Origin of the sequence: Blautia intestinihominis, assembly GCF_040096655.1 — a bacterium.
Lineage (GTDB): Bacteria > Bacillota > Clostridia > Lachnospirales > Lachnospiraceae > Blautia_A > Blautia_A intestinihominis.
In genome coordinates this window covers 36,872-56,325 of the sequence record NZ_JBBMEI010000013.1, presented here as the reverse complement: position 1 = coordinate 56,325, position 19,454 = coordinate 36,872, and the positions used below count along the sequence as shown (strand labels likewise).

The following is a 19,454-nucleotide window of genomic DNA, read 5'->3' as shown; positions in this document are numbered from 1 at the left end:
TTCCTGTCAACTTTATTTGTTCAGATAATTGTATACTGTTCCCGAAATACTTTTGATGCGCGGGATCGCATAGCCTTCACTTCCGGTTCTTGAAAATACACAGATCACATAATCTGTCTTTTTTCCAAAAACAATTGCCATGTCATGGTCAACACTTGAAGTTTCTCCTGTCTTGTTTGCAACTTTGACTCCCGATGGAAGCCCTGACGGGATCTTCCATCTTCTTGTCTGTCTCAGAAGAAGGTTCAGCATTGCTCTGGAATAGCTGGATGACACACAGGTTCCATTATAAATACGCTCCAGAAGAACTCCGCAGTCCTTTGCAGAAGATACATTGCTGCTGCCATCACCGACATAAGAAGAAGCTGCCGGATGAAGGCTGTGATGACAGCCTGTCTCAGTGTAGCCTTTGGCACTCAGATAGCGGTTAATCGTCCTTGCACCATCGAGGAAACTTCTGGATTTGCTGTTGTATCGGATCAGCTGATTGCATGCCTCATTATCACTTACTGTGATCATATCTGTCAGAAGGCTTTTTACAGTTGCATTATAGCTTAAATTTCCCCGCTTGATCTGGTCGAACGTCGATGCCATGACAAATGCCTTGATCGTACTCGCCGGATACATTTGCTGGTCATTCAGATTGATCACGCCGCCATTCTTAAGGTCTTTGACATAAACGGACCAGGAACCGCCGTAGCTGTTCAGCATCTGACTCAGTTTCTTCTTGAGACTGTTCAGTTTCATATCCTCTCTGGAGCATTTATGCCCCTCAAAGTCCACGTAACTTCCGTCCGGTACTTTCTTACTTCTGGCAATAGTTCCGTCTGACTGAAGATAACAGCCGTATCTCCAGCAGTTCTCATAACGCTTGCCATAAGGTGTGAGTAGATACTTCTTCCCTCCGACAGTGATCCAGCCTTTCTTCCGGTAGAGACTTCCGTTCTGTCCGCCAAAATAATAGGTTCCCTTAAACTGCTTTCTGCCAAGTGTCGTGTTTACCTTGTGGAAATGTTTGCCTGTACAGAGACGTCCTCTGTTGTCAAACATATAGTAGCCACTCTTTAATCGGTTCCCTGCTGGTACTTTGACGTAGTTGAAACCGCCGACACCTCTGCCATTCTTGTCCCTGAGCCACCAGTTATAGCCTGTATCAAGGATATATCTCCCACTGGAACCCACCAGTTTGATCTTTACCGTCTTTTTTGTCGTTGATGCGGCCTGTGTTTCTGATGTCGGGACTGCCACAAGACCCGCAGACAAAATCATAAACAATACTGTAAGCAGCAGACCCCTTGCCAGCCTGCCGCCTGATCCTGCCGTCCGTTTTTCTTTCTCTTTCATAACCGCCACTCCTGTTATCTGATTTCGTTATTCAGTTTTTTCTTCCTGTACACTGTCTTCTTTCTCTGGAACTTCGTTCGCCTCTGACTCTGATACTTCTTCCTGTACAGTCTCTTCTTTGGAGAGGCTGACTTTACTCCCTGTCTCCTCTGTGCCGTCTGTCACATCAACTTCTTCGGAAGTTTCCTCGGTCTCATAAATCTCCTCGGCTGTTCCGTCCACAGTATCACCGGCTTCTTCCTCCGGTTCCGGAATCGGGCAGGCTGCCCCGCATCTGGAACAGAACGCATCATTTCTGCCAATCGGATTACCGCAGGATGGACAGAATCTGTTTCCTTTGACACCGTCCATCTCTTCTTTGTATTTGTCTACCTGGGCCATTCTGTCATCGATCTGTTCACAGATTGCCTTCTCCTCTTCGTCTACCGGAACGCCATCTCTGTAGCGTTTGTAGATGATCTTGCCGAGATCTGCCATCGCCTTGTTGATCTGTCTTTCTTCACCGGAGATCTTGTTTCTGAGGCGCTGTGTCTCATAGACTTCCTCTGCACGGCCGCTCAGTTCTCGTGCTGTCTTTGTGAGTGTTTCTCCTAAGGTGCCAAAAAAATCCTTTGCCATAATAAAATTCCTCTCTTTCTTATGAAATCCTAGTTATTCTCTGTAAGAAGTGGAACTTCCTGCCCGCGGAGCAGGATCTGTGGTCCTCCGGTTCCTTCAATATATTCCTTCGTAATGATAACTTCACCAATGCTGTCATCCTTCGGGATCTCATACATGATATCCAGCATATATTCCTCCAGAATTGCACGAAGTGCTCTGGCTCCTGTATCCTTCTCCATGGCTTTGGCTGCGATCGCATGAAGTGCACCGTCGTCAAATTCCAGTTTCACCTCATCCAGTGCCAGAAGCTTCTGATACTGCTTGAGAATTGCGTTACGTGGCTCAGAAAGGATCTTGACCATCATATCCTCATCCAGTCCGTTCAGCGTAAAGATGATCGGCAGACGGCCAAGGAATTCCGGAATCATTCCGAAGTTTCGAAGATCCTCTACGGTCACTTTCTCCAGAAGATGTGGATCATTGTCGTATTTGTCCTTCAGGTCCGCATAAAATCCAATGGATGCCTGCTTGTTCAGTCTCTCCTTAATGATGTCTTCAATATCCGGGAATGCACCGCCACAGATAAACAGGATATTTCTGGTATTTACTGTAGTCAGCGGAACCATTGCATTCTTGCTGTTTGCTCCGATCGGAACCTCTACATCAGCTCCCTCCAGAAGTTTCAGCATTCCCTGCTGTACAGCTTCTCCACTTACATCTCTCTGATTGGTGTTTTTCTTCTTGGCGATCTTATCGATCTCATCGATAAAGATAATACCGTGTTCCGCCTTCTCCACATCGTTGTCTGCTGCTGCCAGAAGCTTGGAAACAACGCTCTCAATGTCATCCCCAATATAGCCTGCCTCAGTCAGAGAAGTCGCATCCGCGATCGCGAGCGGCACATCCAGAAGCTTCGCCAGTGTCTTGACAAGATAGGTCTTGCCACATCCTGTCGGTCCGATCATAAGCATGTTGGATTTCTCGATAGCGATATCGTCCATCGTATCTGTTGCAACTCTCTTGTAGTGATTGTAGACCGCCACAGACATAACCTTCTTGGCATGCTCCTGTCCGATCACGTACTCATCCAGTGTTGCTTTGATCTTGTGCGGTGCAGGGATCTTCTTAAGATCCAGAACCGGCTCAGCTTTCTTTTCTTTTTTCTTAGGTTTGACCTTCTGATGCTGTGTCGGGTTCTGTAAACTGCTTAAATCAATCATGCTGATATTCGGCATGTTAAAAAGATCATTATAATTAAAATTGCTGCTGCTCATCTGCTGGTTCATGCTGTCAAAACTCTTCTGCATGCAGTCCGAACAGATATGTATGTTATTTGGAAGATCGATCATCTTACCCGCCTGCTTCTCTGATCTGCGGCAGAGGGTACAGAATTTCTCCGATTCATACTTGTTGTCGTCATCCTCATTTTGAATCTCTTCCTCTATGATATCATCGTTGTATTTATCTGACATAATTTGCTCCTTTCGGTTTTGGTTCTGTAAAATACAGAACGCACAGGCCCCCGAACCTGATCCTGGTCCAGAGCCTATGCGTTCATTATATCATAACCATCCAAACTGTAAACTAAAGTTTTTATAAAATACTTATCCTATAACCACGCTTCAGTCTCCATATCCTGACTTCGGGCGTTTCCCCAGAGTTACCTGCACAGTCTGTTCCTCGTACTGTCCATCCTCTGCCCTTGAAATCGTCACATCAACCGTCTCACCGGCTGCATAATAGACCATCTTGCTCTCAAGATCATCCCTGCCAGTAACTGCCTGTCCGTCAAATCCCGTGATGATGTCACCCTTCTGGATCCCTGCGTTCGCAGCAGCTTCACCTTCGCTTACTTCGCTTACAAAAACACCTACAGGCATGTCAAACATCTCCATTGTCTCAGAAGAAAGATCTACTGGTGTAATTCCCAGATAAGACGCTTCCGAGCTGTCTACCTTGTCTCTTGTCTGACGGCTCATCAGTTCCTCCAGGATCGGCTGTGCTTTGGAAATCGGAATAGCATATCCCATTCCTTCTACTGCATTACTTGCAAACTTGGCTGAATTGATTCCGATAACCTCACCCTTCATGTTGAGAAGCGCACCACCACTGTTACCCGGGTTGATTGCCGCATCTGTCTGAATAAGTCCGGATCCGGTCGTATCATCTGTAGAAATGGTTCTGTTCAATGCGCTGATCCAGCCGGAAGTTACAGACTGTCCGTAACCAAGCGCATTACCAATTGCAACTACCTGCTCTCCAACATCCAGATCATCTGAAGTGTCAAGCTGTGCGATCTTAATACTGGAAAGTGTATCTGCCGGAATATCCGACTTCGCAACTGCGATCACCGCCAGATCGTTTGTCTCATCTGTTCCCTTGATCTTGGCACTGACAGCATCCTCTACATTGACATCTCCGGTGCTGTCAGAAGCAGTCTCTGCTGCTTCCTGCTCTGCGCTGACCACATCATCGCCCATAAAGCAGACACTTAAGGTCGTCGCTCCGGATACTACATGATTATTGGTCGCGATCAGGAGTTCGTCGTCATTTTCCCCAACGATAATGCCTGATCCACTGCCCTCACTGGAATACTGCTGTGTGCTTCTGGAAGAAAATCCAAATCCGAAATAATACGGAATTTCCTGAATGCTTACTGATGTGATCGCCACGACCGTCGGCATCGCTGCCCTGGCCACACTTGCTACACTTCCTGCTGTTCCCGTGGCAGCTGTGTCTTCCTGCCCTGTTCCTGAATCAGCAGATGCTTCTGTCACAAGCTGTGCTGTATCTATCTGTTCCTGCACGGTATCTGTCTGTGTCGTATCTGTTATAAAACCTGCTGCCAGATTCACACCCTGAAAAACAATGCCTGCTACCAGACCAAATACAACTGCAAGTCCAATCGTGGTGCCCAGTCTGTTCTGTGGTTTCTGTTTTCCTGGAGTCACTCTTTTATCTGATGTTCCTGAATTCTGCGTCGTTGTTCCCTGATGCATATGATAGTGTGCGTAGGAAGGCGGCACATTCGAATCTTCTACTGTCTTCTCATACTGCGGAGCCGAATTCCATCTTCTTTCATCGTCCATCTTTCTGCTCCTTTCTCTTATCCTTTTCTTGTATGAAAACAGTGTATCAGTCAATTGTGTTCAAAGTGTGATAACTCCTTTAAAAAAGCGTGTGTTGCTGTTTGTTTCCCTTCTCTCAGTCTGGTCAGAATGCCTTCCAGTAATAGGGACTCATTGTACACCACATAACGACTCTGCGAGGAAGTTTTTGATATTTTTTACCTGCCAGATATCCCGCATATTTGCATCCTGACTGCATGACAAAACCCGGGATCAGCCAGATCTTTCCTCTGGAAAGGAGATAGCGGAATGTCTGCTTCACCAGGCGGATGCCCTCACCTTCTGATTTCACCGATGCAAAAATTTCCGGATGCTCTGCCTGTGAAACACCCAGGTCAAAGTTTCTGTGAAACTGCTGCATGCAGGAATAATTGTGAGAATGGATCACCTTTGCATCTGCGGCATAGGCGATCCCGTATCCTGCCTGGATCAGATTTCCGGCATAGATCATATCCTCATTAAAGATCGTACGCTCTACAAAGCCTCCAAGCTTCTCAAAAATATCTTTCTTATAAGCAGCACATACATTGGAGCAGAAATATGTCTTGATACCATACCTGGGAAGATCAGCCTTCGTCTTAACGCAGGAAATTTCCGGATAGTTGAAAGATCTCGTGTAACGCTCCACAAAACTACACTCGGCATTCGGAAACTGTCTGGCATAGGCAGCCCCAATCTGCTCATCAGAACAAAGTGCTCCTGTCAGATTCTGAATCAGCTCTCTGTCTGCCGGAAGTGCATCCTGTGTCATAAATACCATGATATCTGCCTCAGACAGCGCGGCTGCTTTTTTCCTGGTGCCGCCGTGATCAAATTCTGCTTTCGGGATATGATGAACTTCCAGAAATGGATATTTCTCATCCCATTCTTTATTCCAGAATTTCTCCTCTGTATTCATTATGATGATTCTGTGGATCGGGCAGCTCTGTTTCTGAAGACGCTCGATCAGCCTGCCAAATTCTTTTCCCGGGCGATATGTGGGAATGATCACATCTGTTGTTTTTTCCATTGTATAAATCTCCATTTATAACAGAAGGGAATTCCTGCCTGAGAAATTCCCTTCTGATCATCTTATATCATTGTTTCGTAGCTTAAGCTGCTTCTACGGATTCTGTTGCAATGTCTTCACCGCCGCCGTCTCCGCCATAATCAGGTTCGGAGTAATCACCGCCGTCATCGCCGCCGTAGTCGCCGCCATCATCACCGCCGGAAGTATCTCCTCCGGTTGTATCTCCTCCGGTTGTATCTCCTCCGGTGTAATCATCACCGCCAGAGGTATCTCCTCCGGAAGTATCTCCTCCGGTTGTATCTCCTCCGGTGTAATCATCACCGCCAGAGGTATCTCCTCCGGAAGTATCTCCTCCGGTTGTATCTCCTCCGGTTGTATCTCCTCCGGTTGTATCTCCTCCGGTGTAATCATTATCATTGCTTCCACTGTCGTCACTTCCGGCAGTATTTTCCCATGTTGTTCCGTTATTCTCATAAATAACGGTATCATTTGCACTGTTTTCCTCGGTTACTTTCTGTGTATCATCCAGACTTGCCTCACCGCCGACGATTTCAAGGATTCTCTGGCTGTTTGCAAGTACTGTTGCAGAAGGTGTATAGTTCGGATCGTCATACAAGAATTTGTGAAGTTCAATAACGTTTGACTCCAGTGAGGTCGGCACGATAACGCTTCCCTTAACATTGGAGAACTTGAAAGAACTTGGAAAACCGGTTGTATCGTTGACGCTGTATCCGATGAGTGTCGGAAGCATCTGAAGGATCTCTGTCTTGTCCATGGAAGTGGTTACCATCGGGAATACATCATCCATGATCTTGAAGATCGTGCTCAGTCCTGCTGATTTTGCTTTGTCAACGATCATCTGGATAACTTTTCGCTGACGTTCTGTACGTCCCATATCCAGGCTTGCTGTATAACGGATACGGCAGTAAGAAGTTGCCTGTACACCGTTCAGATGGTAAGTATACTGGATTTTTTCGATGTCCTCCGGTTCTTCCGGAAGTTCGATCGGTGTGTAATCTTTTTCTGTTTCTTCTGCGGTTTCCACACAGTAGTTGTTCATATGAACGATCTCTGCATAGGACATATCCATATCCAGACCGCCAAGGTCATCAATAATGGTTGTCAGCGCATTGAAGTTTACGGTCGCGTAATCAGAAATATTCAGGTCAAGGTTTGTATTCAGCATGGTGATTGCCTGCTCTGCTTCTCCATAAGCATATGCGGCATTTGCCTTGGAATAGGTTTCCTTGTCACTGAATCCCATGTTCAGAAGTGTATCACGGTAAACAGATGCAAGTTTAACGTCCTTGGTGTCGTTGTTGACACTTGCAATAATAATTGTATCACTGTTTTCTCCACCAAGAGCAGTGTTCTTGTCACGGTGGTCAATACCAAACAGAGCGTATGTGGTATATCCGGTCAGTGTGGAGGTCTCAGAATCAATGGAATCCTGTACTTCCTGGTTTACCTGGATCTTGCTTTCGTCCAATACCGGCTGCTGGATCTTGTCCAGTTTGGTATTCAGCTGACCGTAAACATAAAGTCCGCCGATAAATACCAGAAGTACAATGATCTCAACCGCAAAAAGTATCTTTTTCTTTTTTGATTTTGGTTTTCTTGCCATCTTTTCTCCTTCTTACTTAATATGCATTTTTGTTAATAAAGCCTTTGAAAATTGTCAGGAACAAAATCTTTATGTCAAATCCGATGCTCCAGTTCTCAATGTAGTACAGGTCACAGTCTATACGCTTCCTGATGGATGTATCTCCGCGGTAACCATTGACCTGTGCCCATCCTGTAAGTCCGGGACGCACCTGATGCTTGACCATGTATCTCGGTATTTCCTCACGGAATTTCTCTACAAAGAAAGGTCTTTCCGGTCTTGGTCCTACCAGGCTCATATCGCCTTTCAGAATATTAAAAAGCTGTGGAAGTTCATCGATACTTGTCCTTCGCATGAACTTGCCGATTCCGGTAACTCTCGGGTCGTTTTTGACCGTCCACGCTTTACGCTCCTCGGCCTCCGGCTGAATCTCCATGGAACGGAATTTGTACATACGGAAAGTCTTGTTGTGAAGTCCCACTCTCTCCTGCTTATAGATCAGCGGTCCTGGTGAGGTCAGCTTGATAAGGATACACATCAGAAGCATGACCGGCGAAGAAACAATAATCGCCATAATAGAACCTACAACATCCATAGTTCTCTTGACCATGGCATTAAATGTATTACTCAGCGGCACATAACGGATATTGATCACCGGAAGTCCCAGTATATCCTCCGTATATGGCTTTGTAGGAATGATCTTATTGTAGTCCGGAATAAACTTCGTGTGTACTCCGGATTTCTCGCACATTGCAACGATCTCCTCCAGACGATAATATTCACTTAATCCCAATGTAATTGCAATCTCATCCAGTCTGTTTGCAGGAAGGATCACGGTCAGATTCGCAATACGTCCGATCACCTTTACTCCATTATAGAGGGTTCCCGCCGGTACATTGTCATCCAGAATTCCACGGACGATATATCCCCACTGAGGATTCTCCTTAATTCTGTCAATGTACTCTTCCGCTGCACGGCTGTAACCTACCAGCAGTATCTGCTTCTGGTTCAGTCCCCTCTTTCGCATATCCTTAAGGATAGAATAGATCAGAAGTCTGACTCCCCATTCCATAAAGATGTTAACTACACAGAAAATATAGACCGTAAGTCTGGAAAAATCAGGCTCTCCGATCATATAAAGACTGAATACTACAAGAAGAAGTCCCAGAACATTTGCCTTGACAATATTGGCAAGCACAAGCCGCCGCCCCTGCAGATGCAAAGGTTCATACAAGGTAAACGCCTGGTATAGCAGCAGATAGCCCGGAATAATAAAGATCAGGGCAAACATATACTGCTCAAACGCCAGTGCCCGGACTGCCGAATACGAAAACGGTCCGATAAAACGGATCATCCACGCAAGGACATAAGCAACCGCAATTACAACGGCATCAATTAACATCTGGAGACGACTGAAATTCTTCTGATTATCCTGAATCAATTTCTGTCACCTCACTGTTTCATTATGTGTGTTTATCTTATAATAGTTGACTGTCAAAATCAATAAAATACCAAATTTTATTTTATAAAATTTAGCTCTGCGATCTGTAAATCCGCCTTTACGCAGTAAATCTGACAAAAATATTCTTCCATAATTCCAGCTGAATCCTGGCATAATTTGGCAGATGTTTCATCGAAAACGGGACTTTTCGACCCTTGTGGCTGATGGAAAATCCATTCTTGATACCTGCCAGATATTCTTTGCCCATGCCCTTGACAGCAAAAAACAAAAACTTGATCAAAAATCCTGCTGCCAGGAACGGAAGATTCAGAATAATCTGAAGCAGCGGCATATTTTTGTAGATCAGATAAACGTTGTTTCTTGAAGAATATCTGGTCTTGAAATAATTATACCTGGATCCGCTCGTGCCGCTTCCCACATGGTAAACGACCGCCTTTGGCGCATACCAGTTCTCGTAGCCGTAGATCCTTGCACGGTATCCGATATCCGTATCTTCCAGATATGCAAAATGTTCTTCGTCAAAATATCCGATCTTTTCAAAAAGTTTTCTTCTGTAGATCGCAGCACCGCCGCAGGAGGAAAATATCTGTTCTTCCTTCTCATACGTATGGATATCCCTGCCCTTGCCTCTCGCAAAAGACCAGCCAAGTGCATTGTAGAAATTGCCTGCATCATCCAGGCGGTCTCTGTCATGATACTGCACCATTCTCGCCGCACAGGAAAAAGCTCTCTTGTGCCTGCGGATCGCGGCGACCATCTCTTCCAGAAAATCCTCTTTCACTTCTGTATCATTGTTCAGAAGAAGGACATACGGTGCTCTGGAAGCTTTGATCCCTTCATTAACTGCCTTGCAGAAACCATAATTTTCAGGCAGTTCAATGATATGCACCCACGGATAATTGCCCGCAACGAAAGAACAGCTTCCGTCAGAAGAACCATTATCCACAAAGATCACTTCGAAATTTTTGAGTGTCTGCCCTTCCAGACTTGCAAGTACGCTGTCCAGAAACGCAATTCCATTATAATTCGGTATGACAACCGATACTTCCATATTATTTCTCCTTATTCTCCATTCCCCGGATCGGACGAAGGGAGTAATTCCATTTGGTCAGAGACAGATTCTTGTTATAGTAAGGATCACCTTTCCTGAGGATGTCGATCCACTGACAGCGCATGTATTCAATTTCTTCCTGAAAACGTCTGACCTTCGCCTCGCTGTCCTCTGCACCTCTCGTCTTGGATTCCATATGATATAACTGAACATATGGATCATACACGATCAGACTTCCATTCTTACGAACTTTCAGACACAGATCCACATCGTTAAATGCAACAGACAGTTTCTCTGTAAATCCGCCTGCTTCCTCAAATACACTGCGCTTCATCATCATGCACGCCGCAGTCACAGCACTCATATCCTGAAGGATCGAAGCCTTGTGGAGATACCCGGTTCTGTTCGCCGGCATGTCAACAAACATATGGCCTGCAATGCCGCCGATACCGATCACACAGCCTGCATGCTGGATCGTATTGTCCGGATAGATCAGCTTCACGCCGACCGCCCCGACCTCTCTTCGCTGGCAGACACCGAGCATTTCTTTGATCCAGCCCGGTGTGATCACCGTCACATCATTGTTAAGGAACAGTAAGTAATCGCCCTTTGCATGGCGGACACCATAGTTGTTGATGGCAGAATAGTTGAATTCCTTCTTCCATCTGAGCAGACGGATCTTTGGATCTCTGGAGAGTTCTTTGTAATAATGAAAGATCTCCTCGGAAGTACTGTTATTCTCAATGATCAGGATCTCGTAATTCTGATATTCTGTTTTTTCCCTGATGGATTCTATGCATGCCTGTAAGGATTCCTTCTCATCCTTATTTGGGATGATGATAGAAACCATAGGCTCTCCGTGGACCGGATATTTCACGCGAAAAAATCCAAGATCCGGTGTATGGCTTACTTCACCCTCTACGCCCACGCGCTTGAGGTGTGCTTCGATTGCTCTTTTGCCTGCATCAAACGCATACATCTTGCTGGCAGGATTATCTGCAGTCGATGCCTTGTGTGTACGCCAATGATAAACGATCTCCGGTACATGTCCGACTCTGCTGGAAGCTTCCTCCACACAGCGGAAAATAAAGTCATGATCCTGTGCCCCGTCAAATTCCTGACGGAAACCGCCGACCTTATCCACGATAGTCTTGCGGACTACAAAAAAGTGGCAGATATAGTTGTTGGACCTCAGGAGATCCAGGTTGAAATCCGGTTTCAGATGAGGCTGGAAATGTTCACTTAAGTCTGTTGTGACCTTGTCCTCGTCTGTGTAAACGGCATCCAGTTCTCTGTCCTCATTGAGTTTCTTAACGATCTCATAAAGGGCATTCGGTGCCAGAAGGTCATCGTGATCCAGAAGACCCACAAACTCTCCTGATGCCATCGTAAGTGCCGCATTGGTATTTCCTGCGATTCCCAGATTCTCGCCCAGATCTCTGACGCAGATCCTCCGGTCTGCTGACGCATATTCCTTAAGGATGGCTGTCATCTCCGTATCATCCGGACTTCCATTTGCAATACAGAGTTCCCAGTTCGGATAGGTCTGGTCAAGAAGTGACTGGATCATCTGGCGCAGAAAAACCTCCGGTGTACGGAATGCCGGCACAGCAACACTGATCCGCGGTGTGTATGCAAACTTATGTTTCTTCTGCTTCTCAAGTTCCGCCTTATCCGGAATATACGCTTCATACCACGGACCATAGGGAACTTCTTCCGGCTCAAAACGTTCATGGAGACGGATCCAGAATTCCTTCGGTCCATAGTGCTTCAGATAGCGGAAGCCCTTCTGGATCGTGTAGGGATTCAGTTTCTTGAGCATGCGTCCCCACTGGATCCCGCCTCCTGCCTGTTGTTTTTTATTCATATATTGTGTCCTCAGACTTTACTTATTTGTTACTGCTCACAGCAACACATATTTTACAATAATTTTACTCATAATCGGCTTTATTTTATCATTCCAGGCCTGTTTTTGCAAGGGGCTATATCATTCTGCTTGAATTGCGTCGAAAAATGGGATATGATATGAATTGATATGTATTTTTTTGTTAAAAACGACACACTATTTTATCAGTCACAGGAGATAGATTATGAGATTAAAAAGATTATACAGCGGTCTTCTGGCTCTGGGACTTTCTTGTTCTGTATTGTTCCAGACACCGGTCCTGGCCGCCGAGGAAACAGCCGCAGATACTGCCCAGGCTGCTACTTCTGCTATAACAACAAACAGCATTCCGGGATGGCCTCAGGGACCAGAGATTACTTCCACAGCGGCCGTAATCATGGAGGACAGCACACAGACGATGCTTTATTCCAAAAACATGGATCGGGAACTGTATCCCGGTGCTACAGTCAAAGTTATGACTGTCCTGGTCGCTCTTGAAAATTCGCAGCTTACTGATGAAGTTACCATGACAGAAACCGGTGTTTCCGGTGTTACTGACGGAGGTGCCAATATTTCCGCACAGCTTGGAGAGGTTTTTACAATGGAACAATGCCTCTATGCGATCATGCTCTCCTCAGCAAATGATATCGCACTTCAGGTTGCAGAACACGTTGGCGGTTCTGTTGAAAACTTCGTTCAGATGATGAATGACCGGGCTGCACAGCTTGGCTGTACCAACACAGTATTTACCAAGTCTACCGGACTTCCAGATGAAAATCAGCATACCACCGCACATGACATGGCACTTATTATGAAGGCAGCTATTGATAATGAATCCTTCCGGACCATTTCCAATACAGTTTCTTATACGATCCCAGCGACTAACGTATCCGGTGGTGAACGTGTACTGACCAACAATTTTCCATTGATGTCTTCATCCAATGCAGCCTATTATCGGTACTGTCTTGGTGGAAGGGAAGGTTATACAGAAGCCTCCGGCAGCACACTCGTCTGTGCAGCCGAAAAGGACGATGTCACCTTGATCGCTGTTGTTCTTCAGGGTGCTTCCGGTGTAACTACAACAGAAGCAGTCAGCCTGTTTAACTACGGATTTGATAATTTCCAGATGCTCTCCCTCGGAGACAACGACTTCAACATGGTTTCCGGCGGCAATGTCTACGTACCTGTCGGCGCCACAGCAGACAGTCTCACTACTGAAGATGGCGAAGAACAGGAAAACGGACAGTACAGCCGTCAGTATTTCTTTGGTGGTACTCCTGTCGGAACAGCAACTATGGCAGCCACCCATGAAGACAATTCTTCTTTTTCTACTGAAAGCAACCAGAATATAGAAGCTGCCAGAGAATATTCCGCAGACAGGAACAATCTTCCATACATCCTGTTCGGCGGTGCCGGTCTCATACTCTTCCTTCTACTTCTCTGGAGAATCATCAAAGTAGCAAAATCTTAAATTTTTTTCACTTCTCATAAACCAGAAAATCAGCGGTGTGCCCTCAAGCACCCGCTGATTTTCTGGTTTTATTCTTTCGTATGATCAGGAGCCTGCTCTGTGCAAACAAGATCCAGAACAGCACACTTCCTATCGTGCCTGCCTTTAATCCCGGTGCCTCGAAGGTAAGAAGGATCGTATGATCTCCCTCTGGCACTTCACATGCAAGGAATCCGATATCGCCGCGGAGCAGTTCCGCTTTTTCTCCATCGATCGTGAGACTCCAGCCTTTTTCATATGGGATCATAAACAGGGCATATCCATCTGCTTCTGCATGGACACTTCCTGTCACAACAGAGTCTTTCTGCGGCGCATCCAGCGTCACGGAAGAATTTTGCTCTGCTGTCTCCTGCTCCTCGGATTTGAGTGTCTGGATCTCAGATGCATCTCCGATCTCCGTTCCATCCTCCAGGGCGATCGCCTCTCCGAGAAGTTCTTCCCTGTTCTCCTCTGTGCAGAGTTCCTTAAGGCTCTCCTCTGAAATATCCTGCGTATAGAAATGCGCTGTCTGTGCATCCAGTACATTCACATGGATATAAAGACTTCCCACCTGATCCAGCAGCTTATATTTTGTCTCGTCCGGTTCTCCGTTTCCGGAAAGGATGTATTTCACGCCCAGGAAAGCAGCCAGCCAGTTATCGTCCACATTGTTCCAGAACGTATAATGATTGTGATCTGCAAAAAACAGTTCCGGATAACAGGTCTCGACAAATTCTTTGACATTTCCGTTCATGACAGAATTATAAGTCGAAATCCCGCGGTATCCCTGCCCGGAAGAATCCATCGAAACAGTTCCCGAAATATAATCCTTCTCTACACGGTAGAACGTCGGATCATTTTCTTTGAGATAGTTCAGGCAGTCCGCAAGATCGACACGGTACATCTCCCGGAAAAAATCCTGCGGTTTCTCGATCTCTGCGCGGTATTTTATCTCCTTGTCATCAGAAGTCCGCATCTCCTCATAGCGCTGTGTTTCCTGCACCATCACTTCTGACGGAACATCTGTCTTTTTCATGGTGACGCGGTTCTGATAATTTGTTCCGCCCTCAGAAACCACGTTCACGACAAGCACAACGCCCATAACTCCTAGGATCACATTTCTTATCTGTGTATCCTTCAGGAAACAGAGCAGCGTCAGGCAGACGGCTGTCAGAATTCCTGTGACGGTCAGGATCAGGATATTTGTCCTGTATTCCTGGAAGCCCGCCTGCTCATATCCGCACCAGTATGCCCAGCCCATGAGGGCAGTCACCGCAAGAATCAGCACAAGGTTCAGCTTGCCGCCTTTTCGCATGTAATCCCACATCCACGCCATCAAAAGCAGAAAGACCGTCATCAGCACAAATGTATAACGCTGTGTCGGCAGTGTGAAGTAATTAAAGACCGTTCCTCCGACCGGGAGTGCAGTTCCGACAAGGATCAGGGCAGCCACTCCATAGAGTACTCTTTTTGCCCGCTTCGTCATGTCTGCTTTTCGGAGAACTGCAAGAAACTGCACATTCAGAAAAACAGCCAGCGTTGAGCAGAAAAGGACTGGATCTTCGTAATAGTTCATCACATACTGCTGCGGTCCTTTTGCCAGTCCGTAACCGTTCTGTAAGTTGCTTGAGAACATTCTCTTGAGCATGGACAGATAAAACTTCCTTGAATATGGCGTAAAACACTGGCGCAGGAAATCCAGGAGCCCTGTTCCGTCGCTTTCCAGTCTAGAAGACACATCCAGGAGAACTTCTGCCATCGGAAGGAACACGACAAGGCTCATTCCCACGCCCATGATCATCTCCGCGCAGCCGAGCAGAAATCTCTGTATCCTCTCTTTCCAGGTAAGTCCGTCCAGCATCAGGATCCGGAAAAGCAGATACAGCCCGGTCGCCGCCAGGCACATGTATGTAAAGTACACGCTGTAGATCCCGCACAGGAATACCATGACCGGAAACAGTGCCTTTCCTTTCTTTTTCTGGATGAACTTCTCACAGAAAAGAAGCATCAGCGGAAAATAGATCACGACCGTTCCAAACTGGTAATGCTGCCCCCACACCAGGAGAAACCCATTCAGCGCATAAGCATAAGACGTGATCATCTTTGACGGCACGCTGAAAGAAAACTGTGACAGAAACCAGTAAAAAGCAAACGCCGCCACCATGATCTTGAGGATCTGAATGACATTGATATACAGAAGCATATGTGCCGGTCCCAGAACAACACCGACTCCATAAAGCAGCATCAGGAACGGATCAAACAGGTTAAAGTTAAACTGGTTGATCCCCAGCCCGTTATTAAAATCCCAGAGAGAAAAGCTGCCGTCCCGCAGATGGTTCACAATGCTGGTATAGTTCATGATGTACTGCTGCCAGGTATCACTTCCGATATCGTTGAAGATCATCAGGTCATTTCCATATAAATAATCCCGGAATATAAAACTACAGCTTGCACTCAGCAGCAGAAATAAAAAACAAAGCGCCCTCACATCAGGGCTTTGACAAAATCCGGACAGCTTCTGCACTGTCCGGATCTTTGAGCTTGATTTCATCTTTTCTTTCATCAGTTTACATAATTTCCTTCAGATAACGTCCAACAGCATCTTTCCAGTCCGGAAGACGGGTAAATCCATGCTCGTCGAGTTTCTTCTTCTCCATACGGCTGTTGGACGGACGTTTTGCCTTTGCCGGATATTCCGCAGAACTTACCGGGAGGACTTTGACATCCATACCTGCCTGAGCGAAGATCTCTTTTGCAAAATCATACCAGGAAATGTAGCCGCCTTCATTTGTTGCATGGTATTTGCCGTACTCTTCTTTTTCCAGCATATCTACAAGAAGTCTTGCAAGGTCGTAGGTGTAAGTCGGTGTACCGATCTGGTCATTTACAACAGTCAGGGTATCATGTGTTTTGCCAAGATTGATCATGGTCTTGATGAAGTTTTTGCCGTTCAGTCCGAATACCCATGCAATACGCACGATGTAGTGCTTCGGAGCATATTTTTCCACGGCAACTTCACCTTCGTATTTGGACTGTCCATAGACATTCAGCGGCTCTACGACCGGATCATCCGGCTCCCACGGGCGGATTCCCTGTCCGTCAAACACATAGTCTGTGCTGATGTATATCATCGGAATGTCGAGTTTTCCACACATCTTTGCAATATTTGCTGTTCCATCCACATTTACTTTGTGGCAGACCTCCTGGTTATCCTCCGCTGCATCCACAGCAGTCCACGCTGCACAGTGGACAACTTTATCCGGATGAACTTCTGAGATCACTTTTTCTACGGCCGCGCTGTCTGTGATGTCCATCTCGGCAACATCAACGCCGACTCCTTCGTAGCCTCTTTTTGCCAGCTCGTTCATTACATCATAGCCAAGCTGTCCTTTTACGCCTGTTACTAATACTTTCATCAGAAAATCCTCCTATATACGTCTCAGTGAAAAATCCTGACTCTTTAAGGTCAGATTTGGATTGTAATACGGATCGCCGTTTCTCAGGATATCCGGCCAGCGTTTCTCAAAGATCTGGATCTCTTTGTTGAAACGTGCCACTTTTTCCGGTGTGTCCTCAAGTCCTCTGGATTTGGATTCGTAGTGATACAGTTCTGCATATGGATTATACACGATCAGGTATCCGGCTGCACGGAGCTTCATACAGAAATCAATATCATTAAAGGCAACGGCAAGTTCTTCTGTCAGACCGCCTACCTTATCAAATGCTTCTTTCTTCACCATCATGCAGGCTGCTGTCACCGCACTGTAATCCTGCGCGCAGATGATCCTGTGGCAATAGCCTGTCGTTCCACGAGGCTGGAGCACGAAACAGTGTCCTGCGATTCCACCAAAGCCAATAACTACACCGGCATGCTGGATCGTATCATCCTCATAATACATTCTCGCACCGACTGCACCTACATCACTTCTCATACAGTAGCCAAGAAGTTCTTCCAGACAGTCATCATTGATGATCTCTGTGTCATTGTTCAGAAGCAGGATATACTCGCCCTTCGCAAAGGATGCGCCGTAGTTGTTGATCGCGGAATAGTTGAACTCTCTGTCCCAGTAAACAACATGTGCTTTCGGGTTGGATGCTTCCAGTTCCTTGTAATATGCAAAGGTCTTATCATCTGTACTGTTGTTTTCCACAATGATGTATTCGTAGTTCTGATACGTTGATTTCTTATCGATTGAATCCATGCAGCGTTTCAGATCATCAATATGATCCTTATTCGGAATGATGATGGAGATCAGCGGATCATGGTCACGGATAAATCTTGTTCTGTAAAGTCCCAGGAACTCTCCCTGGTATACTTCCGCATGGATGCCTGTTCTCTCATAATGTGCCTCGATCGCACGTTTTCCTGCCTCAAATGCATACGCCTTGCTCTCCGGATTCTCGGCCGTGGAGTCCTCATGACATCTCCAGTGGTACAGGATCTTCGGGATATGATAGATTTCTGAAGGATCTACCGCCTCAATACAGCGGAAAATAAAATCATAATCCTGCGCGCCGTCAAATTCACTGCGGAGAGTACCGACTTTATTAATGATCTCTCTGTCAACCACAAACAGATGGCAGATATAGTTTACGGTACAGAGAAGATCTGGGTTGTAATCTGGTTTGAAATGCGGCTGGAAGAACTTATGTCCATCCATCGACATCTTATCTTCATCAGAATACAGAACACGGATCCTGCGGTCTTTATTCAAGGCCTTGACGCACTCAAACAGTGCATGCGGTGTCAGTTCATCGTCATGATCTGCAAAAGCGATGTAATCCCCCGTTGCGATCTCGATTCCTGCATTGGTATTCTCAGAGATCTGAAGCTGCTGGTCATGAGGAACTACTTTGATACGTTCATCCGATGCTGCAAGCTCCTTAAGGAGTCCTGCGATCGGTGAATCTGCACCGCTTCCGTCAGAAAGACAGAGTTCCCAGTTCGGATAAGTCTGTGCCTTGACGGTATCAACCAGCTGTCTTAAGTATTTCTCAGGGGTCTTGTATAACGGGATCACGATAGAGATCTTTGGCTGGAAGTCGAATTTCTCTCTTCTCTGTTTCTCCAGTTCTTTCTGGCTCGGAAGATGCCTGAGGATCCACTTCTGATATGGAATTTCTCTTGTAGAAGCTGTCTTAACCTTGGCTGCGATTTTGCCCACCAGCGCCACGCTTCCCTGGCTTCTCCAGTAACGTAAGCCCTTTTTGGCATATTTCTCGACCTTTTTGCGAAGGACGACAGTCGGCTGAAGGTGTGCGATATGGACAGACTTCGTATTTCCTGCATAAAAAACAATATAGACAAATTTGCCTGTAAGGTTTGTCAGTTCTACAAAGAATCCTGTCTTATCATGGATCTCTGTCTCCTCATAAAGCTGTTCCACGTCGACACGTTCTGTACGGAGGATTTCTGCTGAAATCTTCTCTTTATTTTCATCAAAGATCTGAATTTTGACCGGTTCAGATGCCACAGCCCATCCACGTACTCTCAGGAAGCCCTGCTGCACCTTTTCTTCTTCGATAAAAAACTGCGGTTTGCCTCTGCGTCGTTCCAGTTCTTTGACCGGAACAGAAAACCAGCAGAAGTTTTTGTCCGGCATATCTGCATAAACGGAAAGTTTCTGAAAGCCTTCCAGTGATTCCGGGAGACGGATCTCAGCCGTGATCCTCTCGCCGCGCATCAGATCAGGATCCTTGAAACGCTCCAGTGCACTGACCATCTCCAGTTTCTTGATCTCTGCCTTTACTTCTGATCCGTCCAGGCAGGCACGCATTCTTGCTTCTTTTGGCCAGGTTCCCTGAAGGATGTAACAACATGGATTCTGAAGATGGAACCTGTCCTTGGTCACTTCAAAAATTTCTCTTGCCATAATCTATATC

The 19,454-nt window shown here is 46.2% G+C and carries 13 protein-coding genes; 1 reads left to right on the top strand and 12 read right to left on the bottom strand.

What is annotated here, in order from left to right; translation table 11 throughout:
- Positions 1-12: 12 nt before the first annotated feature.
- The 9 genes from WMO75_RS06040 to WMO75_RS06000 form a co-directional block, all read right to left on the bottom strand.
- Positions 13-1,344, bottom strand: coding sequence for a serine hydrolase (locus WMO75_RS06040; protein WP_349077757.1), 1,332 nt, complete (start codon positions 1,342-1,344; stop codon positions 13-15).
- Between the two features lie 27 nt (positions 1,345-1,371).
- Positions 1,372-1,962 carry a zinc ribbon domain-containing protein gene (locus WMO75_RS06035; protein ID WP_118698804.1) on the bottom strand — a complete coding sequence of 197 codons (591 nt, stop codon included), beginning with the start codon at positions 1,960-1,962 and terminating at the stop codon, positions 1,372-1,374.
- A 29-nt stretch (positions 1,963-1,991) separates the two neighbouring features.
- Positions 1,992-3,416 (bottom strand): ATP-dependent Clp protease ATP-binding subunit ClpX, encoded by a 1,425-nt coding sequence (gene clpX, locus WMO75_RS06030; RefSeq protein ID WP_118698805.1) that lies wholly within the window; start codon positions 3,414-3,416, stop codon positions 1,992-1,994.
- 150 nt (positions 3,417-3,566) lie between these two features.
- Positions 3,567-5,033 carry a S1C family serine protease gene (locus WMO75_RS06025; RefSeq protein ID WP_022214282.1) on the bottom strand — a complete coding sequence of 489 codons (1,467 nt, stop codon included), beginning with the start codon at positions 5,031-5,033 and terminating at the stop codon, positions 3,567-3,569.
- 124 nt (positions 5,034-5,157) lie between these two features.
- Positions 5,158-6,081: a glycosyltransferase family 2 protein gene (locus WMO75_RS06020; RefSeq protein ID WP_349077756.1), complete on the bottom strand. Its 924-nt coding sequence runs from the start codon at positions 6,079-6,081 to the stop codon at positions 5,158-5,160.
- A gap of 82 nt (positions 6,082-6,163) precedes the next feature.
- Complete coding sequence (locus WMO75_RS06015; RefSeq protein ID WP_227222504.1) at positions 6,164-7,705, bottom strand: LCP family protein; 1,542 nt, start codon at positions 7,703-7,705, stop codon at positions 6,164-6,166.
- Positions 7,706-7,721: 16 nt separating this feature from the next.
- On the bottom strand, positions 7,722-9,125 hold the full coding sequence (locus WMO75_RS06010; RefSeq protein ID WP_022214285.1) for an undecaprenyl-phosphate glucose phosphotransferase: 1,404 nt from the start codon (positions 9,123-9,125) through the stop codon (positions 7,722-7,724).
- Positions 9,126-9,243: 118 nt separating this feature from the next.
- Positions 9,244-10,197 carry a glycosyltransferase family 2 protein gene (locus tag WMO75_RS06005; protein ID WP_022214286.1) on the bottom strand — a complete coding sequence of 318 codons (954 nt, stop codon included), beginning with the start codon at positions 10,195-10,197 and terminating at the stop codon, positions 9,244-9,246.
- Position 10,198: 1 nt separating this feature from the next.
- Positions 10,199-12,064, bottom strand: a complete 1,866-nt coding sequence (locus WMO75_RS06000; protein WP_349077754.1) for a glycosyltransferase — start codon at positions 12,062-12,064, stop codon at positions 10,199-10,201.
- Positions 12,065-12,287: 223 nt separating this feature from the next.
- Between WMO75_RS06000 and WMO75_RS05995 the strand changes: the two genes are divergently transcribed.
- Positions 12,288-13,553 (top strand): D-alanyl-D-alanine carboxypeptidase family protein, encoded by a 1,266-nt coding sequence (locus WMO75_RS05995; RefSeq protein ID WP_349077751.1) that lies wholly within the window; start codon positions 12,288-12,290, stop codon positions 13,551-13,553.
- Positions 13,554-13,596: 43 nt separating this feature from the next.
- Here WMO75_RS05995 and WMO75_RS05990 read toward each other — a convergent pair whose 3' ends face one another.
- Genes WMO75_RS05990 through WMO75_RS05980 form a run of 3 tightly spaced genes read right to left on the bottom strand, consistent with a single transcriptional unit; the run spans position 13,597 to position 19,444 of the window.
- Positions 13,597-16,134: a YfhO family protein gene (locus tag WMO75_RS05990; RefSeq protein WP_349077750.1), complete on the bottom strand. Its 2,538-nt coding sequence runs from the start codon at positions 16,132-16,134 to the stop codon at positions 13,597-13,599.
- A gap of 4 nt (positions 16,135-16,138) precedes the next feature.
- The gene (gene rfbD, locus WMO75_RS05985; RefSeq protein ID WP_303019268.1) at positions 16,139-16,987 is read right to left on the bottom strand and encodes a dTDP-4-dehydrorhamnose reductase; all 849 of its coding nucleotides are present in this window, start codon (positions 16,985-16,987) and stop codon (positions 16,139-16,141) included.
- 12 nt (positions 16,988-16,999) lie between these two features.
- Entirely contained in the window at positions 17,000-19,444 is a 2,445-nt protein-coding gene (locus tag WMO75_RS05980; RefSeq protein WP_349077749.1) for a glycosyltransferase family 2 protein, read from the bottom strand.
- Positions 19,445-19,454 lie beyond the last annotated feature (10 nt).